This is a genomic window from Streptobacillus felis, assembly GCF_001559775.1.
Classification (GTDB): Bacteria; Fusobacteriota; Fusobacteriia; order Fusobacteriales; family Leptotrichiaceae; genus Streptobacillus; species Streptobacillus felis.
In genome coordinates this window covers 20758-47686 of sequence record NZ_LOHX01000233.1, presented here as the reverse complement: position 1 = coordinate 47686, position 26929 = coordinate 20758, and the positions used below count along the sequence as shown (strand labels likewise).

Genomic DNA, 26929 nt, shown 5'->3' with positions numbered 1-26929 from the left:
CATCTATTTTTTTATGTTTTTATCCTCTTTATTTTCTTTTTTGAGTAAATTAGACACTTCCCAAGATAAATAATCAGCAACTGTTTTTTTAAAATCCTCAAGTAATGGTATTGTATCTATTGGTGCTGATTGATTCCAATCTGATCCATTATTTGGATCAATATGCCCTTCATAATATTCCTTTTCAGTAAATATATTTAATTTACTTTTACCGAATCTAACAAGATCAACAACTTCTTGATACTTTTCTTTTGCTTTATCCGTATCTTTTAAATTATTACTAGATTTTTTTCTATTTGTTCTTGTATAACCATCATTTGAAAAATCAATAAATTTAACTATATCATCTTTTTGATGTGATTCTCCTACTCTAAATACATAAATATTTGTTTGAACACTTGATTTACCTATAAATAAATCTATAGGCATTTTTATACTTGCTAATAAAGTATTTTTTTCTAAAATCTTTTTATTTATATCTTTTGCTTTACCAGAACCTGCTGAATTTTGTATTATAATCGATGCATAACCTTTTTTCATCATTGATAAAGCTTTTTCTACAAATATCATTCCATTTCCTTCTGCCGAATACGGTGGATTTAATACAAAAGCTGTTGCTGGAAATTTATCATTAGTTTTACCAAATCCATAATTCCCTTTGAAATCTTTTAATGAATCCTTATTTAATATGTTTGAACTTCCATCTCCCATTAATATCATATTTAATATAGCTAGCATATATATATTAGATAGAACTTCTAACCCTAATAATTGTTCTGCTTTAATATTTAATATTTTTTGTTCTAGTTCTAAAGGGGATTTTATTTTACTTTTAGCATCTATAATCATTTCATTCATAGCTGCAACTAATAAACCTGCACTTCCAGTTGCAAAATCCCAAACATAGCTATCCTTATCCACTCTTGCAAGTTTAACTAAAAGATTAGCAACATAAGATGGTGTTAGGACTACGTCATTTAACTTATCTTGTGTAAAGCCAAGCCAAGAGTACATTTCATTAAATAAATTCCCTGTAAAATCAGTTGTTAAACCTATTTTATAGTAAATACCCAAATAATCAACTACTTTTGAAAATATTCTTTTTAATTGACTTTCTCCATTTACTGATTTATTAATATTCTCTGATAATAATGTATTTTTCAAAGTTCTAATTATTAAGTCTTGCTTTGTTTTAGGTAATTTTTTATTTTTTAAAAATGCCTCAATTTTTCTTACAATAATTTCTCCATCAGTATTTCCATCTTCTTCTAATGATTTTAAATCAGATTTTTCAAGTGGACTAACTTTACCTGGTATTCCTAAAGTTGACATAATAATGGCAGAAACTAAGTAAACTCTATCGTTTTCACTTAAACCCTTTTCATTTGTATATATATCATTATTTAATTTTACCAAACTTGACTTAATTTCTTTTTCTCTTTTTTCTTTAAGTTCATTAAGTTCTTCATTTGTTAATGAAAGATTATTAACTGTTTGAATAAAATCATTAAAGTTTTCTTTTCTTAAAAAAGACAGATCTGAAAATTTTCCAATTTCTTGACCAATACCATAGTTATCTTTTGAAACATAATATACACCTATGGAATGTTCTATTTCTCCCTTTATATTTTTATATCCTGTGACACCAATGGAAATAATATCTGTATAACTTGTATAGTGCAATAAAGCATTGGCATAATGTATAGCTCCATTTACAGCATAATTTTTTATATTTTTAAAATTAGGTTCATTTTTACTATTTCTATTATCAACTCTTCCATTCTCATCAAATTTTACTAATTTATCTTTGTAACCTTTATATTCAATTAAAATAGGATAATATTTTAATGTTTTATCTTGTAATAATAACTTAGCATCAGGTCTATTTCCTCCTTTTCCTCCACTTTTAGACTCGTAATATTCTAAAGCCTTATCTATTTCTAAATTTAAATTTTCTTGTTCTAATTTAAAATCTAAACCATAACTTTTAAGCCAACCATTAACTAAATTTGCAATATTAGGTTCTACTGATTGTATTTTTTTCATTATATTAATTCCTTTCTAAAAAATATTTTCATTAATTTATACCTTAAAAACTAAATAAAATCAAGTGTTTATTCACTATATATTAAATATAGAGTGAATAAAAGAAAATCACTCTATGTTAAACATAGAGTGAAATATTATTCTGTGATTTCTTTCATCATTTTCCAAAATTCTTTTGTTTTTTTCATTTTCTTTATCAGCTAAAATTAATCTTAAATCCTCGTAGTTATCTACTTTAAAAAATTCAAAAAATCTTTTTTCTATTTCATTATTCATCATTATCACCTCTATCTTTGTAATAAAATTATAACATAAATTGATGTATTATTCAAGAGTATTTTTTTCTTTATTTTCACAATCAAATAATTCATAAATGTTCATTTTACTATCCTTTCATTCACTCTATGTTAAATATAGAGTGAGTTATCTTTCAATTTCATTATCTCTATTTTTTTTGTTCCAATTATTTTTAGGTTCTTTTACTAAATTATATTCATATTCTTTTAAAAACTCTTTGTAATTAAAATCTTTATTATTCTTATATTCTTCAATAAGAACAATATTTTTATTTTGATCAAAAGAAAATGGAATTAATTCATTGTTTTTTATTATAAAAATTTCTTTTATTTTTTTATTTATTGAGTAATCAATATTATTATCATTATTTCTTACTAAAAAAGTTTCAATATAATATTGATCTGAATTATCTATTGCAAGTCCTAATTCTAAAATTTTCTTTTCATTTGTTTCTACAATGAAATTTACAGAATTAATATCACTTTCACTTCCTTTATTAACTAAAGTTAAAAACGCACTCTCAAGATTATCTAAAAAACTTTCTATATATTTAATTCTATTTTTAACTGCTTTAATAAACTTAACATTATTATTTCTAACTAAATCCAAAATTTCATCATCATTTATTTTATTATTAATAATTTTTTCAGCTATAATATCAGCATTCCTTGAATTACTATTGCAATAGTGTAACCCAAGTATGTGTGATAATTTTTTTCTATCAAAATAAAAATCTATTATACTATCATCATCAAATTTGACATAAATTTTATTATTGAAATTTTCCATATATTTATTTAATAAATTATATATATATAAATTCTCCATAACCCATACCCTACTTTCAGTACTAAAAAAAATAAAAAAGACTAGAATAAACTAGTCTTTATAAATATACTTTTTGAAGTACCTTTAAACTTCTTAGCCATAAAAGCATAAAATTGCCTGTGCATTATTTGTGAAATTTCTGACCCATCACCTGGCACTTTTGCACAGAAAAGCGAGACTCATACATCTCTAACCAATATTATTATACCATTTTTATTTTAAAAATACAATTTTTATTTATAAGACTTGTTATTTTTATTTTTAAATAAATTTATAATTTATTATTCAAATTTCATTGTTTATTCACTCTATATTAAATATAGAGTGAACATTTATCAAGATGTATATTTTTTTATTTAACTAAATTTAGATATTTCCCTTTTAAGTTCAATTTTAATTCTTGATCGTATTCTTTATCTTTATATTTTAATCTAAACTTTACAGCTCTACCATTAAATAATTTTACTGCTATAGATTTTGTTATTTTTAATTCATTATCATAATATTTCATTTTTTCAAATAAAAATCTTTCCTCACCTTCATAAATACCTTTAAACATTATTCCATTTTTACCTTTAATTTCAATTACTTCTCCAGGCAATAATTTTTTGTTTTCAAATTTAGGTGGTGTAATATTTTTAGTTCTATTTACTATTTCAATTAATTCATCTTTTATTAAAGATAGTAACTCATCTAATTTAAGTTCATTTTTATATATTTTTTTCTGTAATTTAGAAAATTCTACTGATTTTTCTTTAAACAAATTAATATTGTGTTCTATCAATTTTTCTATAAGTAATATACCTAAATCAGTAATATCAAAAATACCTTTATCTAAAGTCAAATAACCAATTTCAACACATTTATCTATTATTCCAGTTCTTGTTGCTTCAGTACCAATTTCAACACCATCAAAAATATCTTTATATTTTTCTTCTTCATTTTGATATTCCTCTTTTTTAAAAGGATTTTTTAAAAATTTAGATAATTCTCCTTCATTAACTTTAGATGGTGGTGTTGTTTCTTTTTCTACTTCTTTAAAATAAACTTCAAATTCTTCATTTAAACTTAAATTTGGTAATTTATCTTTAAATTCTTTAGGTTCATATTTCATAAAACCTAATTGTTTTATTACTGATCCTTTTAATTTAAATTCTTCATCATTTACCCTTATTGTCATTGTTGTTTCTGAAATAATACATTCTTCTTTAGTAAAATTAGATAAAAATCTATTGTATACAGTTTTATATACTTTATCTTCATCAACTTTTAAATCTTTAGGGATTTTAGTTGTAATAGTAATTGCACTATGCGACTCAATTTTTGTATCATCAAATATTTTCTTACTATCTTTAAATTCTAAATCATCATTGTTTAATACTTTTATTATATCTTTTACCTTATCTTTTTCATTTTCTGATAAATATTCAGTATTTGTTCTAGGATAAGTTAAATATCCTTTTTCATATAATTCTTGAATGATTTTTAAACTTGTTGCAAAATTTATTTTATATTTTTTACTTAATTCACTTTGTAAATCAGATAATGAAAATAATTTTTTTGGTTGTTTCTTTACTTCTTTATTTTCAATATTAATTACTTTTGCTTTATTTTGATTCATTAAACTTGCATATTCTATAGCTTCGTTTTTTGTATTAAATTTATTTTTGGAAATTAACTTAACAACATTTTCATTTTCAATACTAAAATATTTTTCAATTACAAAATTTTTTATTTCTTTATCTCTATCATAAATATATTTAACTATTGGTACTAATACTCTTCCAGCATTTAACATTTTACCTGATAAATTAGTTAAGACTATAGTTAAATTATGACCTAATAAATAATCCATATATGCTCTAGCATATCCTTCTTGTTGTAAATTATAGTATTTTGAATTATCTTTTAAATTATTAAGTTCTTTTCTAATAGTTTCTTCAGTTTGTTCTGGAAGCCACAATCTTTTTACTGGAACTTTATTTACATTATATTGTAATAATGTATCAACTATTATTTGTCCTTCACGATCAGCATCTCCACAATTAATTATTTGACTAGATTTTTTCATTAATTCTTTTATTATATTTAATTGTTTTTTTATTCCAGCATCATTTTTAACTTGATATATAAATTTATTTGGAATAAAAGGTAAATCATATTCTCTCCATTTTTTATCTTTATTTTCGGAAAAATCACGTGGTTGCTTTAGTTCTAATAAATGCCCTATGCAATTAGTTAATACATAATCATTTTTACATTCTATATATCCATCATTTTTTTTGATTATACCTATTGCAGCAGCAATATTTCTTGCTAAACTTCCTTTTTCAGCTATTATTAATTTCATATTCTTTCCTTTCATTCACTCTATATTAAATATATAGTGAAATTTATATTTCCATTTCAAAATTCTTTTCAACTTTTTTGTTCCATTTTTCTTCTTTTTTTATATTTTGATATTCTTCAATTACTTTATTAACAGATTCACTTGAACTTAAATTTGAATTTTCAAATTGTTTAAAAAACTCATATAACGTTTCTATTGATTTGGCATTAAATTCTTTTTTTATACATGTTTCAATTTTCCCTTCTTTAGTTAATTCATTACACCAAATTACAGCATTCCCATCTTTATTTAAGTATATCTTAACTGATTCAAATAATTGATCCTCATCTTTTAATATAAAAGCTGGTAGAGTTTCATCTAAGTTCCATTTAGCGGTTATTTCAGGTATATCATTAATGTAAATATTTAAGCTTTTATCATAATCTTTAATACCATTTTCTTTAATAGTTTTTTCAAATAAGTTCGCTACTTCTTTTAATATCTCATTTAATCTTTCATTTTTTTTATTATTCCATTTTTTTATTTTTTCCTTATTATAATCTCCAAATTTAATTCCTTCATTTAAAGTTTCTATTTTCCAGTCACTTCCATAATATTTAAATTCTAGATTATTAAATTCTTTAGCTTCACTAATACAATAATAAAATTCATTTTCTAATTCTCCATAACTAAAATTTTCATATTTTAAATACATATTATTTATTGTCGATTCTAAAGCAGCTACAAAATCATTATTATATACTTCACCGAATTTATCTTCAATTTGTTCTAGAATAAATTCAACTGAGTTATATAATTCTTCATCATTAAATTTAACTCCATTAATCTCAGCTTCAAAATTACTTATAATATTTCTTTCCATATATTTCTCACTTTCCTTTCACTCTATATTAAATATATAATGAAAATTATCTTTCCCAATCTATATTTTTATTATCTACTTTTTTCCATTTTGTATTCAATTCTTCCAATATATTTGTTCCAATTTCTTTTAAATCTTCAAATAATTCATCATTAGCATTTAATGATTGCTTTTTTCCCCATTTGCCACCCGTTTTTAAATATTGTATAGAATTTCCATCTCTAATTAATGTTAATTCATTCTCACTATAAACTAAATTTTCAGCTTCTGGATTCTCAGAAAATACTTCATAATTTTTACTCTTTATTTTCAATGCTTCTTTAAATGTAGATTCTAATCCTAAATCATAAAGATAATCTTCACTTACTTCAAACATACATTTTTCAACATTAATATCTTTACTTATATTTTTGGCTATAATAACAACCTGTTCGTAATCAGGATATTGCTGAAACTCTTTATCAAATTTTATATTTTCAATTTTATTTTTTACTTCATCTATATTAAAAATACCTGATAATTCAATCTTTACATCATCAGTTTCTAAAAATATAGAATTTTCCATTTCATTTTCTTGAAAAGAAATATTATATAAATTAATTAAATCATTATTTTTGATATATTTATTAAAATAATCTTCCATATCTCTATTATTATATGATATACTAACATTTGCTGCCTCTTTAATTTCATCTACATATTTGTAAATTTCATCTAAATATTTATCAAAAATATTATCATTTACTTTTTCATTTAAATTATTGATTTTTTCATAAAACATTCCTTTTATTAAATCATATTCCATTTCATTTAAATTATCATACACAAACTCATCATTAATTCTATCAATTAATTCTTCTATATTTTTATTATTATATAATTCTAATAAGTCTTTATTTTCTTTTATTCTACTAATAATATTATCTTTTAAATATTCATCTATATTCCATTCCGTATATTTTTCTATTAAATTCTTACCTTTATATTCAAATAGATTTACACTTTTATTTAACTTTTGACATATTGGATTAATAACCTGTTTCTTAAATACTTTTTCAATATCTTTTTCAAAATAATCTCCTGCTATTATTCCTTCATTTAAAGTTTCTATTTTCCAGTCACTTCCATAATATTTAAATTCTAGATTATTAAATTCTTTAGCTTCACTAATACAATAATAAAATTCATTTTCTAATTCTCCATAACTAAAATTTTCATATTTTAAATACATATTATTTATTGTCGATTCTAAAGCAGCTACAAAATCATTATTATATACTTCACCGAATTTATCTTCAATTTGTTCTAGAATAAATTCAACTGAGTTATATAATTCTTCATCATTAAATTTAACTCCATTAATCTCAGCTTCAAATTTACTTATAATATTTCTTTCCATATATTTCTCACTTTCCTTTCACTCTATATTGAGTATAGAGTGAGTTATCTTTCAATTTCATTGTTTTGTTTATTTTTATTATTCCATTTATCTTCTATATTTAATTCATCTAATACAATATCAACATTATCATTTTTTAATAAAGAAGATACACTATTTGAAATTACTCTAAATTCACCATCAGTATTTTTAAAAATTTCATCTTTCCCAATATTTACTCCTCTTTTTTCTAATTCTTTTTTTACAAGATCTTCATTCCAATCTTTTTCTTTTGATTTTTCTCTAATAAGATTTAAATTAGGTAATTTATCTTTTAGTGTATTATAAAAATTTTCCCCTGCAGTATCATTGTCAATACATACATATATATTTTTAATATTATCTAGATAACTATTTAAAATATCCTCTCTTAGCCCAGATAATGTTAAAAATCTAATATTTTCTTCCTTCCATTTTTCATTAATTTCTTTTTGAAATAGTTGTATATACGACAGCATATCAATAGTACCCTCAAAAATATATAAGTTATTTATATTTTTATTTTCAATTTCATTTCTTCTAGTTAAATTAAACCCTTTTGAATTACTTGTATTTCTCCTATATTTAATTTCTCCTGTACCAATAATTTCTTCCCCTATCTTATTACCTTTTAAATCATTGATTACAAAAATAATGTTTTTTTTGTAATCCATATATAATAATTTGTTATGATATAAAGATTCTACAATTTTAGGATCAATGCATCTTTTTTCACACAAATAATCTTTTATTTCATTTAAACTATTTTTTCTCTCATATATTTTGTATTCTTTCTGTTCTTTATTATGTATTTTTATATTAGGAATATAATCTCCATATTCTACAGCATCTAAAAATGCTTGACTAGTATCCCATATTTTTTTATTATCAAATCCATAAAGTTCTTTTAAAAGTAAAAAATAATTTCCACCCATATTTTTAGAGTTCCAATAAAATTTACTAACTTTTATTATTAAAGAATCATGTTTTCTTAACTTAAATGATGTTCTTCCATGTGGTATAATCTCTTCTCCCATATACTCTAATATATCTTTTAACTCTATATTATTTCTATTTGTATTAATTTCCATTTAAATACCTAACCTTGTTCCAAATACTGCTTTCTCTTTATAATATCCTTCAAATTTGCTAACTATTGTTTTTTTAGCTTTACTAGAAGCGTGAATGAATTCACTATTACCTATATATATACCTACATGACTAACATAATTACCTAGTGTGTGAAAAAAAATTAAATCTCCAATTTCTAATTCGGTTATAGGTATCTTTTTACCAATTTTTGATTGGTCCTTACTAACTCTTGGTAAATTAATACCAGCTTCTTTATATAAAGTTTTTACAAAAGAAGAACAATCAAAATTATTATAATCTCCAACTTTTGCCCCCCACACATATTTTTTCCCCATTAATTCTTTAGCTTTTTTGAGTATAAGTATTTTTTTTTGATTCTTTTTATTTTCTTTAAATACTTTATCGTTTTTTATATTTAATTCATCAATGACTTTTTCTTTAATGGTTTTGTTATTTTGTGGTTTAAAATTATTATTTCTATTAACAAAACTTAAACCTGAAGAAAAAGATAAATTACTAATTATTATATAAAATAAAATTTTTTTCATAATTACTCCTTGAATTTTTAGATTATTTTAGTTATAATCTTATATATTTTCATAGTACATTCACTCTATATTGAATATAGAGTGAATTACCTTTCAATTTCATTCTCAATATTTTCTTTTTTACCCCAATTTATTTGTTGTTCTTTTACAACATTATTTTCAAAATTTTTTAAAAACTCTTTGTAATTAAAATCTTTATTTTTCTTATATTCTTCAATAAGAGCATTATTTTTGTTATCATCAAATGAAAATGGAATATAATCTTCTAATGAATCATTATATATTGAAATATTTTCAATATATTCCATTATTTTAGTATTTTCAAAATATTTTATATTTTTTTGTGTAAAATATGTTTTAATAATATCGTTTTGTATTTTTTCATCAATTTCATCAAAATTTTCAAACATTTCACCAATATTACATGAAAGAATACCTAAATGATAAAATTTATTATTTTTTGATTGAACAATTAAATAATTAACATTCATTTCACCTTTTTCTAAAGTTTTTTCAACTATAATTCCTTTTTCTAAATTATTTATAAAATCTTCAAAAGAGTTTATCCTATTTTCAACTCTTATCATTTGTAAAACACCATAATATTTTTCTACTTTTTGTAAAATTTCTTGATCTGAAAAACCTTTAGATTTTACATGATTTAATAATTCATTGCCAGTTTTATCTTTTTTATTTTCATTAATATACTGAAGTCCTAATAAATGAGGAACATTTTTTTGATCAAATATAATATCAAATTTTTTAGTTTCCCCTTTTATTAATATATTAATATTTTTATATTTTTTCATATTATTTAAAATTTCTTGAACCTTATATGTCTCATTATTCATAAAAATCCTTTCTAAAACAAAAAAGACTAGAATAATCTAGTCTTTATAAATGATTTTTAACATATTTTTAGTTATACAACCTCACCTATGCTAAGGTCTACCGACAAATATAAACGGTAACGAGCTTCGCTGATTCTAATATTTCAGACCCCTTAGCTGGGACAAGGATTTCTCGCATCCTTTGAGCTCATTTCTCAATAATATTATACCGTTAATTTATCAAATAATCAAGACTAAATTTATAATATATTATTCAATTTTCATAGTACTATTCACTCTATATTGAATATAGAGTGAATTATCTTTCAATTTCATTTTCTATATTATCTTTTTTATCCCATTTTTTATTTTTATCAATTTCCTGAATTTCATATATTAGATTTTCAAAATTAGTTTCCTTATAATTCACTATTTCATTACTTGCTCCAATATTTACTTCAGGTAAATCATAACCAAAAATAGAATCTACATTATAATCATAATTATAATTAATATTTAAAATGTTTTCCTTTGGTATAACAGCATCTTTTTCAAGTTCTATGTTCATAGAGCATCCTGATCCATGTACAAAATTTACAAAACCAACAGATGCTTCTTTTGAAATAACTATATTTAATGAACGATTATCTATTATTTCAAAATAATTTTGAATATCTGTTTTTCCTGCAAATGTAATAGAACATCCTGAGAGTTCAGAGTAATAATTACAAAGTTCTTCTTTAACTGTTTTTAAAAATTTTGAATTATTTATTTTATTTTCATCATACAAATCTTTTAAATCATATCCTTGTGATTGAAGTAAAAAGCCTAGAGTGTTATGTTTATTTACATGTAAATCAGATTCTTGATTTTTTACAAAATCTATTAAATCTTGATTAATTTCAATGTTATCAGGATTAAAATCTCCTTTAGTATATTCATCATATCCAGTTTGAAAAGGTGTAAGTTGCCACCAATCATCCTCTAAATAGTTTTCTTCACTTAGAACAATTTGAAATGGAATATCTTCAAATCTAGCCTCTTTTAGATTCCATGAAAAAAATATTCCGTTATCTAACATAAAATCCTCAATAGTATCTCTTAAATCATAATCATTAATTTCAAAGTATTCACATAATTCATCTTCATCAAAATTATCTAAAATTTCATTAATTACTTGATTTCTATATTCCCAACTCATATCAACGTTTGTTTCTTCTAAATATTCTTCTAATTCTATATTAAATTGTTCGTAATTATTAATCCTTCTTTCTTTAATTACATTTAAAGCATATTCAGCAGTTATAATATCATTATAATCCCAAAAATAATTAATAGCTCCATCTTTATCTATATGATGATTTTCCCTTAAGAATGACATTATTTTTTTACCCAAATCTTTATCAATTACCTTATAATCATCAATTCTATATTCCTTTAAATTGTTTTGATCAATATAATTATCAATTTTTTTACTATCATTATATGAATATCCTTTAAATATTTCATATTTGTTTCCATCAACTTCTACTTCCATACCTGTATTATCTAATTCTATATTTGGTATTTCATCAGTTATTACAAAAATTTTTCCTACTTTTATTGCTTTTTTAGCCATAAATTATCTTTCCCTTTCAATTTCTTTATTTTTATTTTCTTTATTATTCCAATCATTATTTACATATTCATCAATTAAATTTTGAATTGTAACTTTATTTTTTTCATCAAAGTTTTGATTTTTAATTTGTCCATTTTCATCTAAAAAAATTAAATCATTATGATTATTATTAATTCCCATTCTTAAATTAAAATATGACTCGGGATCAATTCTAACAATATCTTCAAAAGTAGAATATTTTAATTCATCTATTAAATTTTGAATATTTTCATATTCTATTGTTTCAAGTACTTCTCCATCAATGTATGTAATTAATGATAAATTATTAATATCTAATTTTACTTCTATCTCAAATTCTTCATCTAAATCAAAACTATCTATGGTATAAGCTATACCAATTAATCCATTATTTTTATCAATTTCTTCATTTATATATTCTAGTGTATAGCTTTCCTCATATTCTTGTTCTAACCATTCTATAACTTTTTGTTTTAATGTATCTAAATTATCCATAAAATCACCTAAAAAATTGAATCTTTAGTTCTTTGTTTTATTCTATTATCAGCTTCTTTTGGATTAATATCATCTCTATCATATATACCATCTCTATCAGTATCTCTATCAAATGGATCTAATCCATTTCTTAATTCTTCTCTATCACTTAATCCATCCAAGTCTGTATCTCTTAATAATTCATTGTTAATCTCTTTTTCAGTTCTTTCTTTTTGTATTTCAATTGTTTTTTCAAGACTTTCAATAATTTCTTCAATTGAATTTTTCATTTCTTTTTGTTCAACTGATATTGGTTTTAATTTATCTCTTAATGCCTCTAATCTTTCTAAAAAAGAATAAAGTATTTTTATAAAGTCTTCAGTCTGTATATCATATAATCTTTTGTTTTTTATTGATGCTAAAGCATCAGCCCTTTCAAATAAGTTCGCATCCATTAAATTTCTATTTCTACTATCCATTTTTTTCTTTCTCCTCTTCTAACATTTTTGCTCTTTCAATCCTAAAAGCTTCACCTTTTTGTCTTAATTTTTCTTTTTCCTCATCAGATAAATTATAGTAATTCATAAGTAATCCTATTAATAAATCATGATCTTCTTCATCTACTTCAAGTATCATAAATAAAGTCCCTAATTGAATTAGTTTATGTGCTCTTTCTTTTCTTGATAACTTTTCTTTATTATTTTTTATATTTTTTTCTTTTCTTTGTTCTTTTATAAGTTGCACTATCATATTTTCTAATTTCTTCATCTTTTAAACCTATAAATTAAATACACTTTGTATTTAATATCCTTTTCTTTAATTGTTCCGTAATATCTTCCATCAATAGATTCATCAACTTCTCCTATAGTTAATACTTCATTTTCTGGAATTGTATATTTTTGTTTTGCATTTATTTCTATATCATAAATAATTTCAGCAATTTTTTCTTTATTTATATATAAATAATTATCTATATATTCTATTTCATCACCTTTAATACCTTTTATTTGTTTTACTGTATCTAGTTTTGATTGATTGGTTTTTATATATTGCCTGTATTTATCATTAATTTTGTATATAATATAATCACCTTTTTTATATGTCTTCGAAAATCTATTTATTAAATATATTCCTATAGGTGATGATTCGCTTATATTTATCTTTATATTTGAAAATATAAGAATTATTAATATAAATACAGTTAAACAAATTCTTTTTATGTATTTCATGTTATTTCACCTAAAAATTAATTTCTACTCTAGTAATTAAATGATACATTACACCAATTAATACTAAATATGCTACAAATCCTGATGAAAATATGCTTGGCATATCACTTACAGCAAAATTTAGTATTGAATCATTACTAGTTAATGTTTTTGTTATAATTAATGCTATAAAGTTAATAGAAATAAGTTTAACAGCAAAATTTAATGCCATTGATAATACTTTACCTATGTTGTAGTATTCTTTTGTTGTATCTGTAATACCAAATGGTAATAAAATTGTTGATAATCCAAGTACTATCTTAAAACTAATCAATGCTTTAAATAGATTTAACATCATCATAAAGAATGCTAAATTTAAGAAAAATATTATTGCTATTAAAATTATTGTAACTACTAAATCTTGTGCAAATTCATTCGGTAAAAATGAACCATATCCCCACATTTCAGATATTGCAGTCCATACATTTAATGTTATTTTTTCTTTTATTTGCCATATATTAGATATTTTTTCTACTCCACCACTATCAGTTATTTTTTGTAATAAGTTATATGACATCTCTTCTACTACTTTAAATACTGTACCATCTATTATTTTTTTGATAGCAAATAAGTACAATGAAAATGTAAGTAATCTTTTAAAGAATTTTTTACTAAATTCTATTAAATTAAATGTTGCATATACAGTGTATAAATCAACTACAAGTTGAATAGCAAATAATAAAGATAAAATTGTAATTCCAACTTTTTCTAATTTTTTTAATCCATTTTCCATTAATAATGATAAAGTTGTAGCAAATCCATCCCAATCATATTCAACAGATGGTGCATAATTTATTAATGATGAACTACCATAATTACCTGAAGAACCATCTGTAGATCCTGTACTCCAGTCTACGTTATTGTTGTTATATGTTAATTTATTTCCTTTAACACCACTTATGATTGAATCATAATCAATTCCAATTGCTCCTATTTCTTTTAATTTTTCTAAGTTAACATTTCTCACCGATGAACCAATACCCCCAGCTGAATCTGCAACCTTTAATGGGTTATTTGATACGACCATCATTATATGTGACGGTCCATTTGGTGTTTTTGGTGGCATATATATTAAATCTCCTGGTCTTACTGAACCTACATCCTTTGCCCTTCCAGAATTTGCATATCCTTTAGAATCTACCATACTATCTATTCCTACTCTTTTAAATGTATTACTAATAAATCCTGAACAATCTATAAGCCCATTTTCTCCTTTTGAACCATAACCATACTTATATCCCTTACTTGCTTCTATTTGTGCTGCTCTTACAATTTCTTCTCTTGTAGGTGCTGAAAAGCCAATAATTCCTATCATAAAAATCATTAAAATTAAAATATATTTTTTCATTTTCTCACCTCTCTTTGTTTTATTTATATTTTCACTCTATATTGAATATAGAGTGAAGTTTATCTTTCAAAATCTTTACTTTGATCTTGTTTTTTATTCCATCCATTGGTTTTAATTTTATTAATTTGGTAAAAAGTATCAAAACATTCTCTAAAATCTTCTTTTGCTCTTTCTAAATCAACACCAACAGAGAATCCTTTATCCATTATTTTAGATATATCATTTACTACAATACTCTTATCGTGATTATCTTTGCTATCAACTACACCAGCTCTAATTAATGATAAATTATAAGTATCAACTCCAACAGCATTTTTAAATTTTTCTAGCATTTCTTCAAGTCCATAAACATTATATTCATTAGTAAATAAATGCTCATATACATCTTTTAAAACAGTGTTTTCAAATTCATCTTTATTAAAAATATTATCTTCAGCTAAATATAAAAGATTATAGTCATCACGTATAAAATTTTTTAAAATTTTTTCATCAACATCATAAATTTCAGTTTTGTAATATCCCTCAGGTGAAAAAGAATCAGGTATATTTTTCATTACATATTCTTTTAAATCAAAATTATTTATTAATTCATTACTATAAAATTTAAAATAACCAGTTTTTTCAATCCATTTATCAAGAGGTTGATTAAATTTCGATTCTTCAAATATATAAGCAAATTCAGCATTAGGATTAATTTCCCATTCATTTATATTTTGATTAAAATCTGAACCATAAAACATACTACAAAAATCATAAACATTCGACACATCCCATTTAGAAATATCCCCATTAAATTTAGAATTTTTAAACATACCTTCCATATCTTCAACATTAGAGACATCCCAACTTGATATATCCCCATTAAAATCAGAATATGAAAACATTTCACTCATATATTGAACATTAGAAGTATCCCAACCTGAGATATCCCCATTAAAATTAGAATTTTTAAACATACCTTCCATATCTTGAACATTAGAAACATCCCACTTTTCAATACCTTTAAAATTTTCTCTTTTTGATTCATAAAATAAATTAGACATGTCGTATATTTCACTTGTATCAATATCACCTAAAAAAATATTCTCATTATTAATTAATTCAATTAATTCCTCTTTATTATTTGGTTTATAAATAAAATTATTCATAACTAATACTCCTTTTATCTCTCAAACTCTTTATCTATATTATCTTTTTTCTTCCAATTATATTTAGGTTCTTCAACTAAAATAGATTTTTTTTCATTAAATATTTCATCTAGTTTATCTATAGTAAATTTTTGTATTTTTTCTCTATCCATAAAAGATAATATTAGATTTGGATTTACTATTTCATTATTTATTGTCATTTCATAAATTTCTTTTTCATAAACCAACTCATTATTTATGTATATTTTTTTGGTCCATTTTTCAGGATCAAAAGACATTTTGAAATTTTCATTATCTATATCTACATTGTAAAAATTAACTTCATTTTCTTTATTTAAATAATTCAAATCCCATTTTTGTTCAATATCTGTTAATGCTATTTTTTTGAAAAAAGTTTCAAAATCTTTTTTAACAAATTCATCTTTAAAATCTATTCCATTAATTGTATTACTTTTTTTATTTAACAAATTATATTCAATCTTATTTTTTAAGTATTTATACTTATCAAAATTATTAAAATCAAATGATTTTATATTTTCAATTTCATTATTATGTATTTTAGAAATAATAAATTTAGTTTTTAAATCATCAATATCTAAATCAATACCATTAATAAAATCGTGTTCTTTTTCTGGATTAATATATATTTTCTTTCCTTCATCCATTGTTCTACGTATTAAATTTGTTAAATTCTTTTTATCATACATACTTGTGATTTCATTTACTGTATTATGTTTATACAATTTATTATTAGCAACCGTAAAAATAATACTATTATCATTTTTATTTTTTATACCAGGAATAAATACTTTTGAGTCTTCTCTATTTAATGAATCAATCGCAAAGATTGAGTTTTCAACAATCTTATCTATATTAATCATAAAATTTAAATCTAATTTATGTTTTTGTTTTAATTTTTGTATTGTCGATACATTAATTATCAATGGATTATTATCAATATTTGCATACTCTAATTTATTACTATTTTCATTTACTAAAAATGGAAAATAAAAGTCTTTAAGTCCATATTCAAATTCCAACAATTGTTTATAGAAGGGAATTAAAATTCCATTTTCATCCTTATATTTTTCTAAAAAAATATTCATTTTTATTCTCCTCTTGATTTTTTTTATTTTTTAAGTTATAATATATTAAAGAAAGTACTTCACTTTACGCAATTGGAGCGTGTCAAGTCAGAGGCTTTCTTTTTTTCTTGAATTAATTTTAATTTTAAAGTATAATATATCTAAAGAAGCTGCTTCCTTTACGGAATTGGACCGTGTCAAGACAGAGGGCTTCTTTTTTATTTTAAAATTTATCTTTCTAAATCATTTTCTATATTATCTTTTTTGTTCCATCTGGGAAATTCTTTATCTTTTAATTCATTTAATTTTTGTTGTGAAAATTCACTTAATTCATAACCATTTTCTATAAGTAATTCATATACTGAATGTAATAATATTTCATTATCATCTAATTTAGAAAAAGTTGAATTATCAATCTTTTCTTGTATTAAATCTTTCAAGGCATTTTCAGTTGATAATACATGTAATGTTTCTGCACTTGTAATATTATATTCATTCGATAATTCAGTAATTTCTTCTAAAGAATATTTTGAATATAGTTCTCTTTCAGCCCAATATGTACTAAGTGTCAAACTACCATCCATTCTCGCGTTTTCAAATACTCTTTCAGCTAATTCATATGAACTTTCTATATCTCCATCAATTATATCTTGTTCTATATATTCTAAATATTCATCTAATTCTGCAATAGCTCTTTCATCAATACTATTTTTTAGTTCATCATCAATAAAAGATATTAATGAACTTAATAAATCTTTTTTATCAAAACTATCATTATTCATTCTATATAAATTATTTTCAAGCATTTCAATTAGTTTTTCTTTATTATCCATAAATTATCTCTCCATATCCATATCTTTATTTTCTTTTTTATCCCATTTTTTATAATCATTTATAATTTTATTCTCTCTTTCTATATATTCTTTAGAAATCTTATCATTAGGATGATATTCATTAAAATCATCAATATAATTTTCTAATCTATTTAAATCTACTTCACTATGAGTTTTTTTATAATCTCTATAACTTTCAAAAACACGTTTCATAGATCCATCACTATATCCACCTAACAAATCTGTATCAATAACATCATAACCAACACCACAACTCCATCTAAAAAAACGTACATTTTCATTTAATCTCCTAATTTCAATAGGTTTTTCTAATAAATCATTTGAAAATGATTTAATTTCTTCAAGTAATCCAATTTCAGTTTTAATCCTTTTCATACCTGTAACAGCATTTTCAGATTCAACTTTTGATTTATAACCATACAACTCAAATTTTTTTTCCATATTAATACCTCTTTCTATAAAATTTTTCCTGTAAAAAAAGAAAAAGGTACCCACACCAGCTCGCTGACTGGCATGAGTACCTTATGATCTAATATGCTAATTAAATCAGTATCCCATAAAACATTATATAAATTTTTTATAACTAAAATTTTACTTTTAGTCTGTTAATATATTTAAAGTTTATAAAGAAGCATTTTAAATTATATCCATGCTAGAATATATATGTATCTTTATTTTTAAATCCCCATAAATATATTATTTACTATTAATACAATCACTCTATATAAATATATAGTGAATATTATAGATCTAAACTATAATAATCTTTGTGTTGCTTTTCTTGTTTCAACTTTTCAATTTCTAATTTAAGTTCTTTGTTTTCATTAATTATAGATTGCATCATTTGTTTAACTTCATCAAGTTCACCTTGTAATCTTTTATCTTCATCATGAAGAGAATACACTTGTTCTTTAGTTCCATTAACAAAAGACTTAAACCTTTTATCTGAAACAAAATTATTTAAATCAGGTTGATATGAATTAGAACCTGCATTACGAACAGCATTATCTGCAATTCTACACATTTCTAAATAATCCATAAAAATCACCTCTAAAACATGTTTTATTTATACTTTATTATACCATAAAAACAGAGATTTTACAAGAGTTTATTAATATTTTTCATCATTAATTTCATTTTGTTCTTTATTATTATATTTACTATTACTTTCACTTCTTCTCTTTTCTAAAATATCTTTACCAATTTCTTCATTCCAAATATCTTTTTTAACTCTTCTACCATCTTTACTAAATGTATTAGGGTTATATCTTCTTTCATCCATATATTCTTTTCTAGTATTATGTATTTCTCTTTTTTCTTTAGCAATTCTTGATGCTTTTTCAAAAGCTCTATCCTTAGCTTTAGGATCGTTCATTTGTTTTCTAAATTCTTTAAATGCTTCTCTATATTTTTGTAAATTACCACGAGGCATTTCTCCAACTTCATTTGGTTTATTAAATGAGTTTCTAGCTTCTTTTATAGCATCTTTAACTCTTTGATAAGAGTTTACATAATCTTTCGCTTCTCCTGGATCATCAAATAACATATTTTCTTTATTTTGTGCTAATTTTTCTCCATCATGCATAATTTGATCTGATATCGTACCTGCAGTAGCTCCCCAAATATCACTCATAGCATTCATGACACTTCTATTACCTGTAGCATATCCAACTGTATTTTGTGCTCCACGTGCAAGTTTAGAACCAACCTTAGCAATTCTACTACTTTTAGCAATAGCAGCTCCTTCTTTCATTCCTTCTCTTGCAGCTTTCATTATACCTCTAAAATTCTTACCACCTTTAGCAGCTAAAGTTCCTTTAGCAAGTGCTCCTCTCATAGCAGAACCCCCAACAACAGCCCCACCAACAGCTCCAAGTGCTCCACCAACAGCAAGTCCCATAGCTTGACCTATAATGTTATTAGCATTACCACTACCCGTACCATTAATTAACATACCACCTAATTCTCTTGAATTAGTTACTAGATATGCACATAATCCTAGTAGAAAAGTCCATGCTAGTGCATTACCTATTTCAACTTCACCATTAGATTCAAAAATGTTATTTTGTAGTATTTGTAATGTAACTCCAGTAAGTGAAATTGCAACTAATAGTTTACCTGCAGAATTTAATAATGCATTCCATAGTTTAGCTCCCATACTTCTAGTATATTCAAATACATTAAATGGTAATAGTAAAACTCCAAGTGCTATAGTAATCTTAATTTCAACGAAATTAACTATTATTTCTTTTATTATTAAAAAGATTGCTATAAATGCGACTATTACTATAATTACATATACAAGTTGTGCTCCCATTTGATACCAACTAAGTTTAGCCCAATCTCCTCTAATTCTAGTGATTCCACTAAATAAAAATTCATAAATTTCATCAAAATTTGGAAGCCCTATCTTCCCAGAAGGTGTTTTACCCTCTGGGAAAAACAAGTAACCTACTCTAAATATTATATTTACAAATTCATCTGTAATTGGTACATATAGCTTAGCTATAACAAAAAATATTGCATATTTGAATATTTTAGTAAGAAATACCTTAACAAAAGACATAAAATCAGCAGCATATTCAAAAATAAATGATAAAACAAAGTCTATAGCTGCAATTATACTCATAATACCTAATACTATATTCACAGTTTTTAATACTCCGTTTGATAACATATCAGCAAATATTTGTACAAAATTATTAATCATAATTTATCACCTATCTATTCCCATTAACAGATCCAACAAATTTATTTCCTAATTTTATTTGTTTTACATTTTGATTTGCTTTCTCAATATCTTTTTGTAGCTTTTCAGCTTCACCTTTTTTTGTTTCCTTAGCTGCTATGTCTTTTTCCATTTCCTTATTTTGTTCCTGAATAGTAGCAGCAGCATGTGCTGATTGACTATCTATTAATTTTTCTAAAGATGTAATTAATATATCCATTTGTGATGAAATTACTTGTAGATTTTGTACTTCATTTTTTGGTTTTATTCTTTTAAGATTTTCTCTAGCCTTTTTAATAGCATCTAAACTTACTTCAACATCTTTAGTAACCTTTTTATATGCTTTATCATTTTCATTTAATACTTTTTTATTTCCAGTTAATAACAGTTCCCACCCTTCAGCAGTTGATAAATCTGCATTATTAATATCTTCTGCAATGCTTTTAGTCATATCAACTAAACCATTACCATCTCTAACTAATCCTTCAACTGAACCTAAAACATTTAAAATATCTCCTATTTTCTTTACATCAGTTTTACCTAAATTTTTAATTTGATCTATGTATCTTTTATATTGTTTCAATTGATCTACCCTATTTTTCATCATTAATGCCTTTTGTAACATTGCTTGAATAGTATTTCCTGCTGTAGAAATTCCCCCAAGTGTCGGGAACATACCACCAACAGATAAAGCTGCAGATAAAGCATCTCCTACAGCAGAAACAGCACCAAAAGCTTGGTCAGTAATATTATTAAATGCTTCATAATAATTATCCATATCATCCATCATTTTATTTATATCAAATGTATCACTGTTACTATTTATGAAATTGCTAAAACTAGTAGCATTACTATTCTTTCTAATATTTTCTTCTTTTTTTAAACGTTCATACGCTTTTGGATCTAAAATTTTTAATGCTTCATAATTTGAATTTTTATTTTCATCATTTGATTTATTTTCAGAAACTTCAATAGATTCTGAAATAATTTTAAATCTTTCTGTTAAATCAGCACTAGAAATAGTGCTACACATCACAAGTAAAGCCATTAAACCTAAAATTTTCATTTTCATATTACTTTATCTCCTTTTCATTTAATATATCTCTTATTTGATTAATTGTCCCAATACTTATTTCTCCAAGATTATGTTTATGTTTTATCCACTCTTTATTTAATAGTTGTACTTTATCGCTATCACTTAATACTTCCTCATCAATTCTATTTTTTAGATTGATTATAGTATTTTGATCATTACTTGTAGATGCTCCTAAATAAGCTATTTCTAAATCAGATGGATTTAACTGGAATAATCTTGATCCTTCAGTAGTTTTAACAAAGTAATCATGTTTCATTATTGCATCATTTATTTCTTGTATTTCTTTTTCTGTTAAGTTAAATTTTTTGTATAATTCAAGCCATGTACTCATAGCTTTTTCATTTGGCAAGAAAATACTAGTTTTACAAGCATCTACTATAGCTGAAAATATAGGTGAATCAGCAATTTCAGCTAATGATTGTGTTGCAAAAACAACAGATGTATTTTTCTTTCTTAATACTTTTAACCACTCATTTATTTTATCTCTCATTTTTTTATTTTTTAAGAATATCCAACATTCATCTAAAAGTAATAAAGTAGGTGTCCCATCTAGTTTTTCTGTTTCTATTTTATGGAAAATATAATCAAGCAGCGGTGCTATTACTTTAGGTTTAGAAATAACATCTCCCATTTCAAAAGTAATAAAATTATTAGTAGTTATATTATCTACATTATTATCAAAATATTCACCATAAACATTTTCACCACAATATGATTCTAATGCTTGTGCAATTACTTTTGAACGAGAAGCTATATATGTCTTTAAATTTGATAGAGTTCTACTTTCTTCTCTAGCAGTTGCTAGTGATTCTAATGATTGTTCTACTATATTTCTCGTAGTAGCATCGTAAGGGATTCCTTCTTGCTCAAGTATTGAAATTATCCATCCTAAAGCCCATTCTTTTTCATTACTTATATGTATATTTTTTAATGGCTGGAATGCAATTTCTCTTTTTCCTAAATCATAGAATTTTCCACCAGAGGTATATGTAAGTACTCTACTTGAAGCATCTTTATCAAAAAAGAATACTTGTGCTGGTTTTATAATTTCTCTCCCATCTTTAATTATTTTTCCTTCATATTTTAAGAAATTAGTTGCTATCATACTTAATAAAAATGATTTTCCAGCTCCAGTAGGACCTATAATTAAACTATGACCAATATCTTTATTATGTAAATTCATATAGAATAACTCTTTTTCAGTTTTAGTTGTAAATAAAGCAACATCTTTTAAATGATTATTTATTTTATTTCCAGTATAAAGAGAAGACATTGGAAGTAATGCAGATAATAAATATGTATTCATAGGTGATCTTCTTATATTATTAACAATATTTCCTGGTATTGATCCAAATATTGAATCTAATGTATTATATCTATCTTCACCAGCTATGAAATCATAAAAGTTAAGTATTCTTCTAACTTCATTTATTTTTTTATCCAGATTTTCTATATCCTTATCTTTTATTATAAATGAAAAAGTATAATAACCATATGCTAATGATCCTGTTTTAGCTTCATTTAGTGCATAATCAGCTTCATCAACTTTATCTAATGCTGTATAATCAATATTTTGAACCTCTTGTCCATTTTTTATTTCTATTATCCATTGTGCCAAAGTTTTAACTTTCGCTGAAAAGTATACTTTAAAGCTTTTTAATATATTAATTGCTTCTTCACGACTAAGCATTATATATCTAGTTACATATCTATATTCAAAATTTAAACTTTCTAATTGATTAAATATCCTTTGAGTAACTTGATCTGGAAATATATTTATAGTAACTACTTTTACATATTCATCATTAATTTTAGTATATTCTCCATTAGATAATGTAGACACTGTTAAATATTCATCAAGCAAGACTGAATTATCTTTTGGAACTTTTATTTTTTCTCTTTTATCCATATTAATTGCTGTATATAAATAACCTAGTAATTCTTCTCCTTTTAAAATATCTGCACTAATTGCAGCTGTTTTTAATTGTTCTATAAACATCGTTACTTGATCTTTAAATTCTTTAAGTTCATTCTTATATATTTTCATTAACTCTTCTTTAGTTTCTTCTTGTATTCTGTTTTTACTAAACAAATTAGTAAATTTATTTAATAATACTGTAATTTTTTCTGTACTATCATTATTCATTATGTATGTAAGAGTGATATAATATTCAGTTTGATAAAAAGTTTCTTTAGTAACTGAATTTTCTCTTATTTTATCTATTATTCTAGTTGGGTATGGTTTTCCTTTTAAATTTTTTGTAGGATATTTATCGCTTTTATTTCTTTGTACTTCAAAATGTATAGAAAAACCATCTGGTAACCTTTTATATGCATTATTTAATCTATCATTTATTGTATTTACATCATCAGCACTTAAATAATCTAGATCATAAAATCTAATTTTAAATGTTGATTGAAAACCACTGTTTTTGTTTAAAATTATTCCATCTTCAACTAAAGATTCAAAAGGAATAAAAAACTTATATGATTTTTTATAGTTATTTAGTATTTGATTAAGCATATTCAACTCCTTTCCTAAAATCCATAATATTTACTATGGAATAGATTAATAAAGAAAACAGATAAAAATTTTGAATCTTTTCTTGATACAATCTTTAAAATTATGAATAATATTATAACTGGAATTATTATTAAAAAAGTTCTTAACAACATATATAAAAGTAATCCAAATCCCAAAATATATGTATAAGCACCTACTGGAATACCAAATGCTGTTTTATTTTCCATAATTCCTTTATATACGGGTAATTTTTTCATATTATTCTCCATTTCTTCTATCAATATTCATGTTAGCTTCAGTATATATAGTTTTACCTTTAACTATAGTTTTTTGATAAATTTTTAGATTTCCAGAATATGAATTAGGAATAATTGTTGACCATTTTCCATCTGAATTTACTAAAGTATTTATTCTAAAATCATCAAAATCTAACATTATTTCAGAACCAGGTTGTCCATACCCTTTAATTGATTTTCCTTTTCCAAGTTTTGCTTCAGTATTTTTATATGTGACATTATTTAAAGTTTTAATATTGTTAAATTCTAAAATTAAATTATCTTCATAAAAAGCAATATTTGTTTCCTTTTCAATGTTTTCTTTTGCTTTAATTTCAAAAGTATCTTCATCTAAGAAAAATGGAACTAGTTTAAACCATCTATATTCATCTGTTTCTACAGCTTTTATTTCAAAAATAGTGTTATCAATTACTTGATATTCATTCTCTAATTTGAATTTTAATTTTGAGTCTTTAGGAACTCTTGCAAATATCATTTCTTTTCTTATTGTTTTATTCTCACCTAAGTTGTTTAAAGATAAAATTATTTTGTCACCTTCTACTTTATATATCAAGAATGAATCAATTAATCCTTTTTCATAATTTATATCTAAATTTACCTTAGGTATCCCCTCAACTTTTAAATCTTTAATATGATATAAGTTAATTTCTTTATTTCTTAAATCTAATTTATCTTTAACATATAATCTATCTATTTCATTTGCTTTTCTAATAGGATATGTATTTAATAGTGTTTTTTCTTCATTTAACATCCCTTTAGTTGCAGTACAAGATAATAAAACTAAACCTAAAAAAGCACTAAGTATTGATTTTTTCATATTATTTCACCTCTAATTCATTTTCTTTAAAATATTTGCTTACAAATCTATCTGTTTCTATAAATGCATTTCTTATATATTCAGGATTTTCTTTAGCAATTTTAATTAATTCATCTTTATATTCTTTTTCATATTTTTCACCAAAATTTATATCTTTTCCTGTTAGTATTCTTACTATACCTATAAATAAAATTCTATTAAGAAGATCAAAGTTATTTTCTTTGAAAAATTCTTCTATTTTTTCTTTTCTTAAATTATATTTTTTTCTTTCTAATTTTTCTTTTGATTCTAATATTTCAATAGCTTTTTCAGTTTCATTAATTTGTTCTACATTATATTTTTTAAAATATCTATATGATTTTTGTCCTGTTTCTTCATCAATTTCTTTTAAGTATTCAAATATAATTGGAAATTGTTCTTCTTTTATAGTAAATTGATTTTCTTCAATAAAATTCTCATCAACATAATATCCTTTTTTAAATCCATTTCTTAATATATGTCCTATTAATCTTAATTTATTATCAGATCTAAAATTGAAATCATCTTCAACTTTAGGTAAAAATCCCATTTTATTTATGTTATATGCTATATTTAATATTGCGTTATTTCTACTTTCTATAACTACATCTCTTGCTGTTTTATTTTCCATAAATTATCTCTCCATTTCATTATCAATATTATCTTTTTTGTTCCAATTTACTTTAGTATTTTCAGTATATTTACCTTCTGAAATACTTTCATTTAAATCTGTAATTTTCCAATCTAATCCAAAATATTCAAATTGAATATCATTAAAATTATCAGCTCTTTTAATGCAATAATAAAATTCATTTTCTAAATCAGAAAAACTAAATTCATCATATTTCAAATACATAGTTTCAATTGTATTTGATAAATCTTCAACAAATTCTTTATTGTATATTTCACCAAATTTATTTTCAATTTGTTCTAATAAAAATTCAGTTGAGTAATAAATAATTTCATTTGTTATTTCAACACCATTAATAGTTCCTAAAAATTTATTTATAATTTCAGATTTCATATGTTCCTCGCTTTCTTTTGATATTATTATCAAATTTTTCATACCATTTGATTATTTCTTGTGCTATATATGTTTTTTCTTCCATAAATTACCTTTCTAAAACAAAAAAAGACTAGAATAATCTAGTCTTTATAAATGATTTTTAACATACATTTAATGTCACCTATGCTAAGGTCTACCGATAAATCTAAACAGTAACAAGTTTTCGCTGCCCTTAATATTTCTGACCTCTTAAGCGAGACAAGGATACTTGCATCCTTTGAGCTCATTTCTCAGTAATATTATACTGTTTATTTATCAAATAATCAAGACTAGATTTATATAAATATCATATTTTCATTGT

The 26929-nt window shown here is 23.2% G+C and carries 27 protein-coding genes; all 27 read right to left on the bottom strand.

The window, feature by feature from the left end; genetic code table 11:
• Positions 1–3: 3 nt before the first annotated feature.
• Positions 4–2046, bottom strand: coding sequence for an HsdM family class I SAM-dependent methyltransferase (locus tag AYC60_RS04355; RefSeq protein WP_231724629.1), 2043 nt, complete (start codon positions 2044–2046; stop codon positions 4–6).
• Between the two features lie 108 nt (positions 2047–2154).
• Positions 2155–2322 (bottom strand): hypothetical protein, encoded by a 168-nt coding sequence (locus tag AYC60_RS08610; RefSeq protein WP_156447660.1) that lies wholly within the window; start codon positions 2320–2322, stop codon positions 2155–2157.
• A 147-nt stretch (positions 2323–2469) separates the two neighbouring features.
• Positions 2470–3171 (bottom strand): PBECR4 domain-containing protein, encoded by a 702-nt coding sequence (locus tag AYC60_RS04350; RefSeq protein WP_067321700.1) that lies wholly within the window; start codon positions 3169–3171, stop codon positions 2470–2472.
• A gap of 352 nt (positions 3172–3523) precedes the next feature.
• Positions 3524–5521: a DNA topoisomerase gene (locus tag AYC60_RS04345; protein ID WP_067321697.1), complete on the bottom strand. Its 1998-nt coding sequence runs from the start codon at positions 5519–5521 to the stop codon at positions 3524–3526.
• 43 nt (positions 5522–5564) lie between these two features.
• Complete coding sequence (locus AYC60_RS09365) at positions 5565–6383, bottom strand: hypothetical protein (protein ID WP_231724628.1); 819 nt, start codon at positions 6381–6383, stop codon at positions 5565–5567.
• 46 nt (positions 6384–6429) lie between these two features.
• On the bottom strand, positions 6430–7782 hold the full coding sequence (locus AYC60_RS09005) for a hypothetical protein (RefSeq protein ID WP_197416957.1): 1353 nt from the start codon (positions 7780–7782) through the stop codon (positions 6430–6432).
• Positions 7783–7826: 44 nt separating this feature from the next.
• Positions 7827–8891, bottom strand: a complete 1065-nt coding sequence (locus tag AYC60_RS04330) for a DUF3991 and toprim domain-containing protein (protein ID WP_067321695.1) — start codon at positions 8889–8891, stop codon at positions 7827–7829.
• Positions 8892–9440: a C40 family peptidase gene (locus AYC60_RS04325; RefSeq protein WP_067321692.1), complete on the bottom strand. Its 549-nt coding sequence runs from the start codon at positions 9438–9440 to the stop codon at positions 8892–8894.
• A gap of 86 nt (positions 9441–9526) precedes the next feature.
• Positions 9527–10291 carry a PBECR4 domain-containing protein gene (locus AYC60_RS04320; RefSeq protein ID WP_067321689.1) on the bottom strand — a complete coding sequence of 255 codons (765 nt, stop codon included), beginning with the start codon at positions 10289–10291 and terminating at the stop codon, positions 9527–9529.
• Between the two features lie 298 nt (positions 10292–10589).
• Positions 10590–11888: a hypothetical protein gene (locus tag AYC60_RS04315; RefSeq protein WP_067321686.1), complete on the bottom strand. Its 1299-nt coding sequence runs from the start codon at positions 11886–11888 to the stop codon at positions 10590–10592.
• Between the two features lie 3 nt (positions 11889–11891).
• Positions 11892–12401, bottom strand: coding sequence for a hypothetical protein (locus AYC60_RS04310; protein ID WP_067321683.1), 510 nt, complete (start codon positions 12399–12401; stop codon positions 11892–11894).
• Positions 12402–12409: 8 nt separating this feature from the next.
• Entirely contained in the window at positions 12410–12859 is a 450-nt protein-coding gene (locus AYC60_RS04305; protein ID WP_067321680.1) for a thrombospondin type 3 repeat-containing protein, read from the bottom strand.
• Positions 12852–13148 (bottom strand): conjugal transfer protein TraD, encoded by a 297-nt coding sequence (locus AYC60_RS04300; RefSeq protein ID WP_067321678.1) that lies wholly within the window; start codon positions 13146–13148, stop codon positions 12852–12854. Before AYC60_RS04300 ends, AYC60_RS04305 begins: the two co-directional genes overlap by 8 nt.
• A complete protein-coding gene (lepB, locus tag AYC60_RS04295) occupies positions 13145–13609 on the bottom strand; it encodes a signal peptidase I (protein ID WP_067321675.1) in 465 nt (154 codons plus the stop codon). Before lepB ends, AYC60_RS04300 begins: the two co-directional genes overlap by 4 nt.
• Positions 13610–13619: 10 nt before the next feature.
• Complete coding sequence (locus AYC60_RS04290; RefSeq protein ID WP_067321673.1) at positions 13620–14996, bottom strand: NlpC/P60 family protein; 1377 nt, start codon at positions 14994–14996, stop codon at positions 13620–13622.
• 59 nt (positions 14997–15055) lie between these two features.
• The gene (locus AYC60_RS04285) at positions 15056–16144 is read right to left on the bottom strand and encodes a BspA family leucine-rich repeat surface protein (protein WP_067321670.1); all 1089 of its coding nucleotides are present in this window, start codon (positions 16142–16144) and stop codon (positions 15056–15058) included.
• A gap of 14 nt (positions 16145–16158) precedes the next feature.
• Entirely contained in the window at positions 16159–17250 is a 1092-nt protein-coding gene (locus AYC60_RS04280) for a MuF-C-terminal domain-containing protein (protein ID WP_067321667.1), read from the bottom strand.
• A 209-nt stretch (positions 17251–17459) separates the two neighbouring features.
• Entirely contained in the window at positions 17460–18062 is a 603-nt protein-coding gene (locus AYC60_RS04275) for a hypothetical protein (protein ID WP_067321664.1), read from the bottom strand.
• Positions 18063–18065: 3 nt separating this feature from the next.
• Positions 18066–18524: a hypothetical protein gene (locus AYC60_RS04270; RefSeq protein WP_067321662.1), complete on the bottom strand. Its 459-nt coding sequence runs from the start codon at positions 18522–18524 to the stop codon at positions 18066–18068.
• A gap of 301 nt (positions 18525–18825) precedes the next feature.
• Positions 18826–19122 carry a hypothetical protein gene (locus AYC60_RS04265; RefSeq protein ID WP_067321660.1) on the bottom strand — a complete coding sequence of 99 codons (297 nt, stop codon included), beginning with the start codon at positions 19120–19122 and terminating at the stop codon, positions 18826–18828.
• A gap of 72 nt (positions 19123–19194) precedes the next feature.
• Positions 19195–20793: a type IV secretion system protein gene (locus AYC60_RS04260; RefSeq protein WP_067321657.1), complete on the bottom strand. Its 1599-nt coding sequence runs from the start codon at positions 20791–20793 to the stop codon at positions 19195–19197.
• Between the two features lie 10 nt (positions 20794–20803).
• Positions 20804–21883, bottom strand: coding sequence for a hypothetical protein (locus AYC60_RS04255; protein WP_067321655.1), 1080 nt, complete (start codon positions 21881–21883; stop codon positions 20804–20806).
• A gap of 1 nt (position 21884) precedes the next feature.
• Positions 21885–24431, bottom strand: a complete 2547-nt coding sequence (locus AYC60_RS04250; protein WP_067321653.1) for a VirB4 family type IV secretion/conjugal transfer ATPase — start codon at positions 24429–24431, stop codon at positions 21885–21887.
• Positions 24432–24445: 14 nt separating this feature from the next.
• The gene (locus tag AYC60_RS04245; protein WP_067321650.1) at positions 24446–24688 is read right to left on the bottom strand and encodes a VirB3 family type IV secretion system protein; all 243 of its coding nucleotides are present in this window, start codon (positions 24686–24688) and stop codon (positions 24446–24448) included.
• 1 nt (position 24689) lies between these two features.
• Complete coding sequence (locus AYC60_RS04240) at positions 24690–25544, bottom strand: hypothetical protein (RefSeq protein WP_067321647.1); 855 nt, start codon at positions 25542–25544, stop codon at positions 24690–24692.
• Position 25545: 1 nt separating this feature from the next.
• Complete coding sequence (locus AYC60_RS04235; protein ID WP_067321644.1) at positions 25546–26193, bottom strand: hypothetical protein; 648 nt, start codon at positions 26191–26193, stop codon at positions 25546–25548.
• A gap of 3 nt (positions 26194–26196) precedes the next feature.
• A complete protein-coding gene (locus AYC60_RS04230) occupies positions 26197–26586 on the bottom strand; it encodes a hypothetical protein (protein ID WP_067321641.1) in 390 nt (129 codons plus the stop codon).
• Positions 26587–26929 lie beyond the last annotated feature (343 nt).

What these genes read in the sequence shown, in the direction of transcription:
- AYC60_RS04280 (WP_067321667.1), bottom strand. Translation starts at nt 17,250, where the DNA reads ATGAATATTTTTTTAGAAAAATATAAGGATGAAAATGGAATTTTAATT.
- AYC60_RS04345 (WP_067321697.1), bottom strand. Translation starts at nt 5,521, where the DNA reads ATGAAATTAATAATAGCTGAAAAAGGAAGTTTAGCAAGAAATATTGCT.
- lepB (WP_067321675.1), bottom strand. Translation starts at nt 13,609, where the DNA reads ATGAAATACATAAAAAGAATTTGTTTAACTGTATTTATATTAATAATT.
- AYC60_RS04260 (WP_067321657.1), bottom strand. Translation starts at nt 20,793, where the DNA reads ATGATTAATAATTTTGTACAAATATTTGCTGATATGTTATCAAACGGA.
- AYC60_RS04350 (WP_067321700.1), bottom strand. Translation starts at nt 3,171, where the DNA reads ATGGAGAATTTATATATATATAATTTATTAAATAAATATATGGAAAAT.
- AYC60_RS04250 (WP_067321653.1), bottom strand. Translation starts at nt 24,431, where the DNA reads ATGCTTAATCAAATACTAAATAACTATAAAAAATCATATAAGTTTTTT.
- AYC60_RS04235 (WP_067321644.1), bottom strand. Translation starts at nt 26,193, where the DNA reads ATGGAAAATAAAACAGCAAGAGATGTAGTTATAGAAAGTAGAAATAAC.
- AYC60_RS04240 (WP_067321647.1), bottom strand. Translation starts at nt 25,544, where the DNA reads ATGAAAAAATCAATACTTAGTGCTTTTTTAGGTTTAGTTTTATTATCT.
- AYC60_RS08610 (WP_156447660.1), bottom strand. Translation starts at nt 2,322, where the DNA reads ATGAATAATGAAATAGAAAAAAGATTTTTTGAATTTTTTAAAGTAGAT.
- AYC60_RS04315 (WP_067321686.1), bottom strand. Translation starts at nt 11,888, where the DNA reads ATGGCTAAAAAAGCAATAAAAGTAGGAAAAATTTTTGTAATAACTGAT.
- AYC60_RS04300 (WP_067321678.1), bottom strand. Translation starts at nt 13,148, where the DNA reads ATGAAGAAATTAGAAAATATGATAGTGCAACTTATAAAAGAACAAAGA.
- AYC60_RS04325 (WP_067321692.1), bottom strand. Translation starts at nt 9,440, where the DNA reads ATGAAAAAAATTTTATTTTATATAATAATTAGTAATTTATCTTTTTCT.
- AYC60_RS09365 (WP_231724628.1), bottom strand. Translation starts at nt 6,383, where the DNA reads ATGGAAAGAAATATTATAAGTAATTTTGAAGCTGAGATTAATGGAGTT.
- AYC60_RS04330 (WP_067321695.1), bottom strand. Translation starts at nt 8,891, where the DNA reads ATGGAAATTAATACAAATAGAAATAATATAGAGTTAAAAGATATATTA.
- AYC60_RS04255 (WP_067321655.1), bottom strand. Translation starts at nt 21,883, where the DNA reads ATGAAAATGAAAATTTTAGGTTTAATGGCTTTACTTGTGATGTGTAGC.
- AYC60_RS04355 (WP_231724629.1), bottom strand. Translation starts at nt 2,046, where the DNA reads ATGAAAAAAATACAATCAGTAGAACCTAATATTGCAAATTTAGTTAAT.
- AYC60_RS04270 (WP_067321662.1), bottom strand. Translation starts at nt 18,524, where the DNA reads ATGGAAAAAAAATTTGAGTTGTATGGTTATAAATCAAAAGTTGAATCT.
- AYC60_RS04305 (WP_067321680.1), bottom strand. Translation starts at nt 12,859, where the DNA reads ATGGATAGTAGAAATAGAAATTTAATGGATGCGAACTTATTTGAAAGG.
- AYC60_RS04310 (WP_067321683.1), bottom strand. Translation starts at nt 12,401, where the DNA reads ATGGATAATTTAGATACATTAAAACAAAAAGTTATAGAATGGTTAGAA.
- AYC60_RS04245 (WP_067321650.1), bottom strand. Translation starts at nt 24,688, where the DNA reads ATGAAAAAATTACCCGTATATAAAGGAATTATGGAAAATAAAACAGCA.
- AYC60_RS04285 (WP_067321670.1), bottom strand. Translation starts at nt 16,144, where the DNA reads ATGAATAATTTTATTTATAAACCAAATAATAAAGAGGAATTAATTGAA.
- AYC60_RS09005 (WP_197416957.1), bottom strand. Translation starts at nt 7,782, where the DNA reads ATGGAAAGAAATATTATAAGTAAATTTGAAGCTGAGATTAATGGAGTT.
- AYC60_RS04265 (WP_067321660.1), bottom strand. Translation starts at nt 19,122, where the DNA reads ATGGATTATTTAGAAATGTGTAGAATTGCAGATAATGCTGTTCGTAAT.
- AYC60_RS04230 (WP_067321641.1), bottom strand. Translation starts at nt 26,586, where the DNA reads ATGAAATCTGAAATTATAAATAAATTTTTAGGAACTATTAATGGTGTT.
- AYC60_RS04290 (WP_067321673.1), bottom strand. Translation starts at nt 14,996, where the DNA reads ATGAAAAAATATATTTTAATTTTAATGATTTTTATGATAGGAATTATT.
- AYC60_RS04275 (WP_067321664.1), bottom strand. Translation starts at nt 18,062, where the DNA reads ATGGATAATAAAGAAAAACTAATTGAAATGCTTGAAAATAATTTATAT.
- AYC60_RS04320 (WP_067321689.1), bottom strand. Translation starts at nt 10,291, where the DNA reads ATGAATAATGAGACATATAAGGTTCAAGAAATTTTAAATAATATGAAA.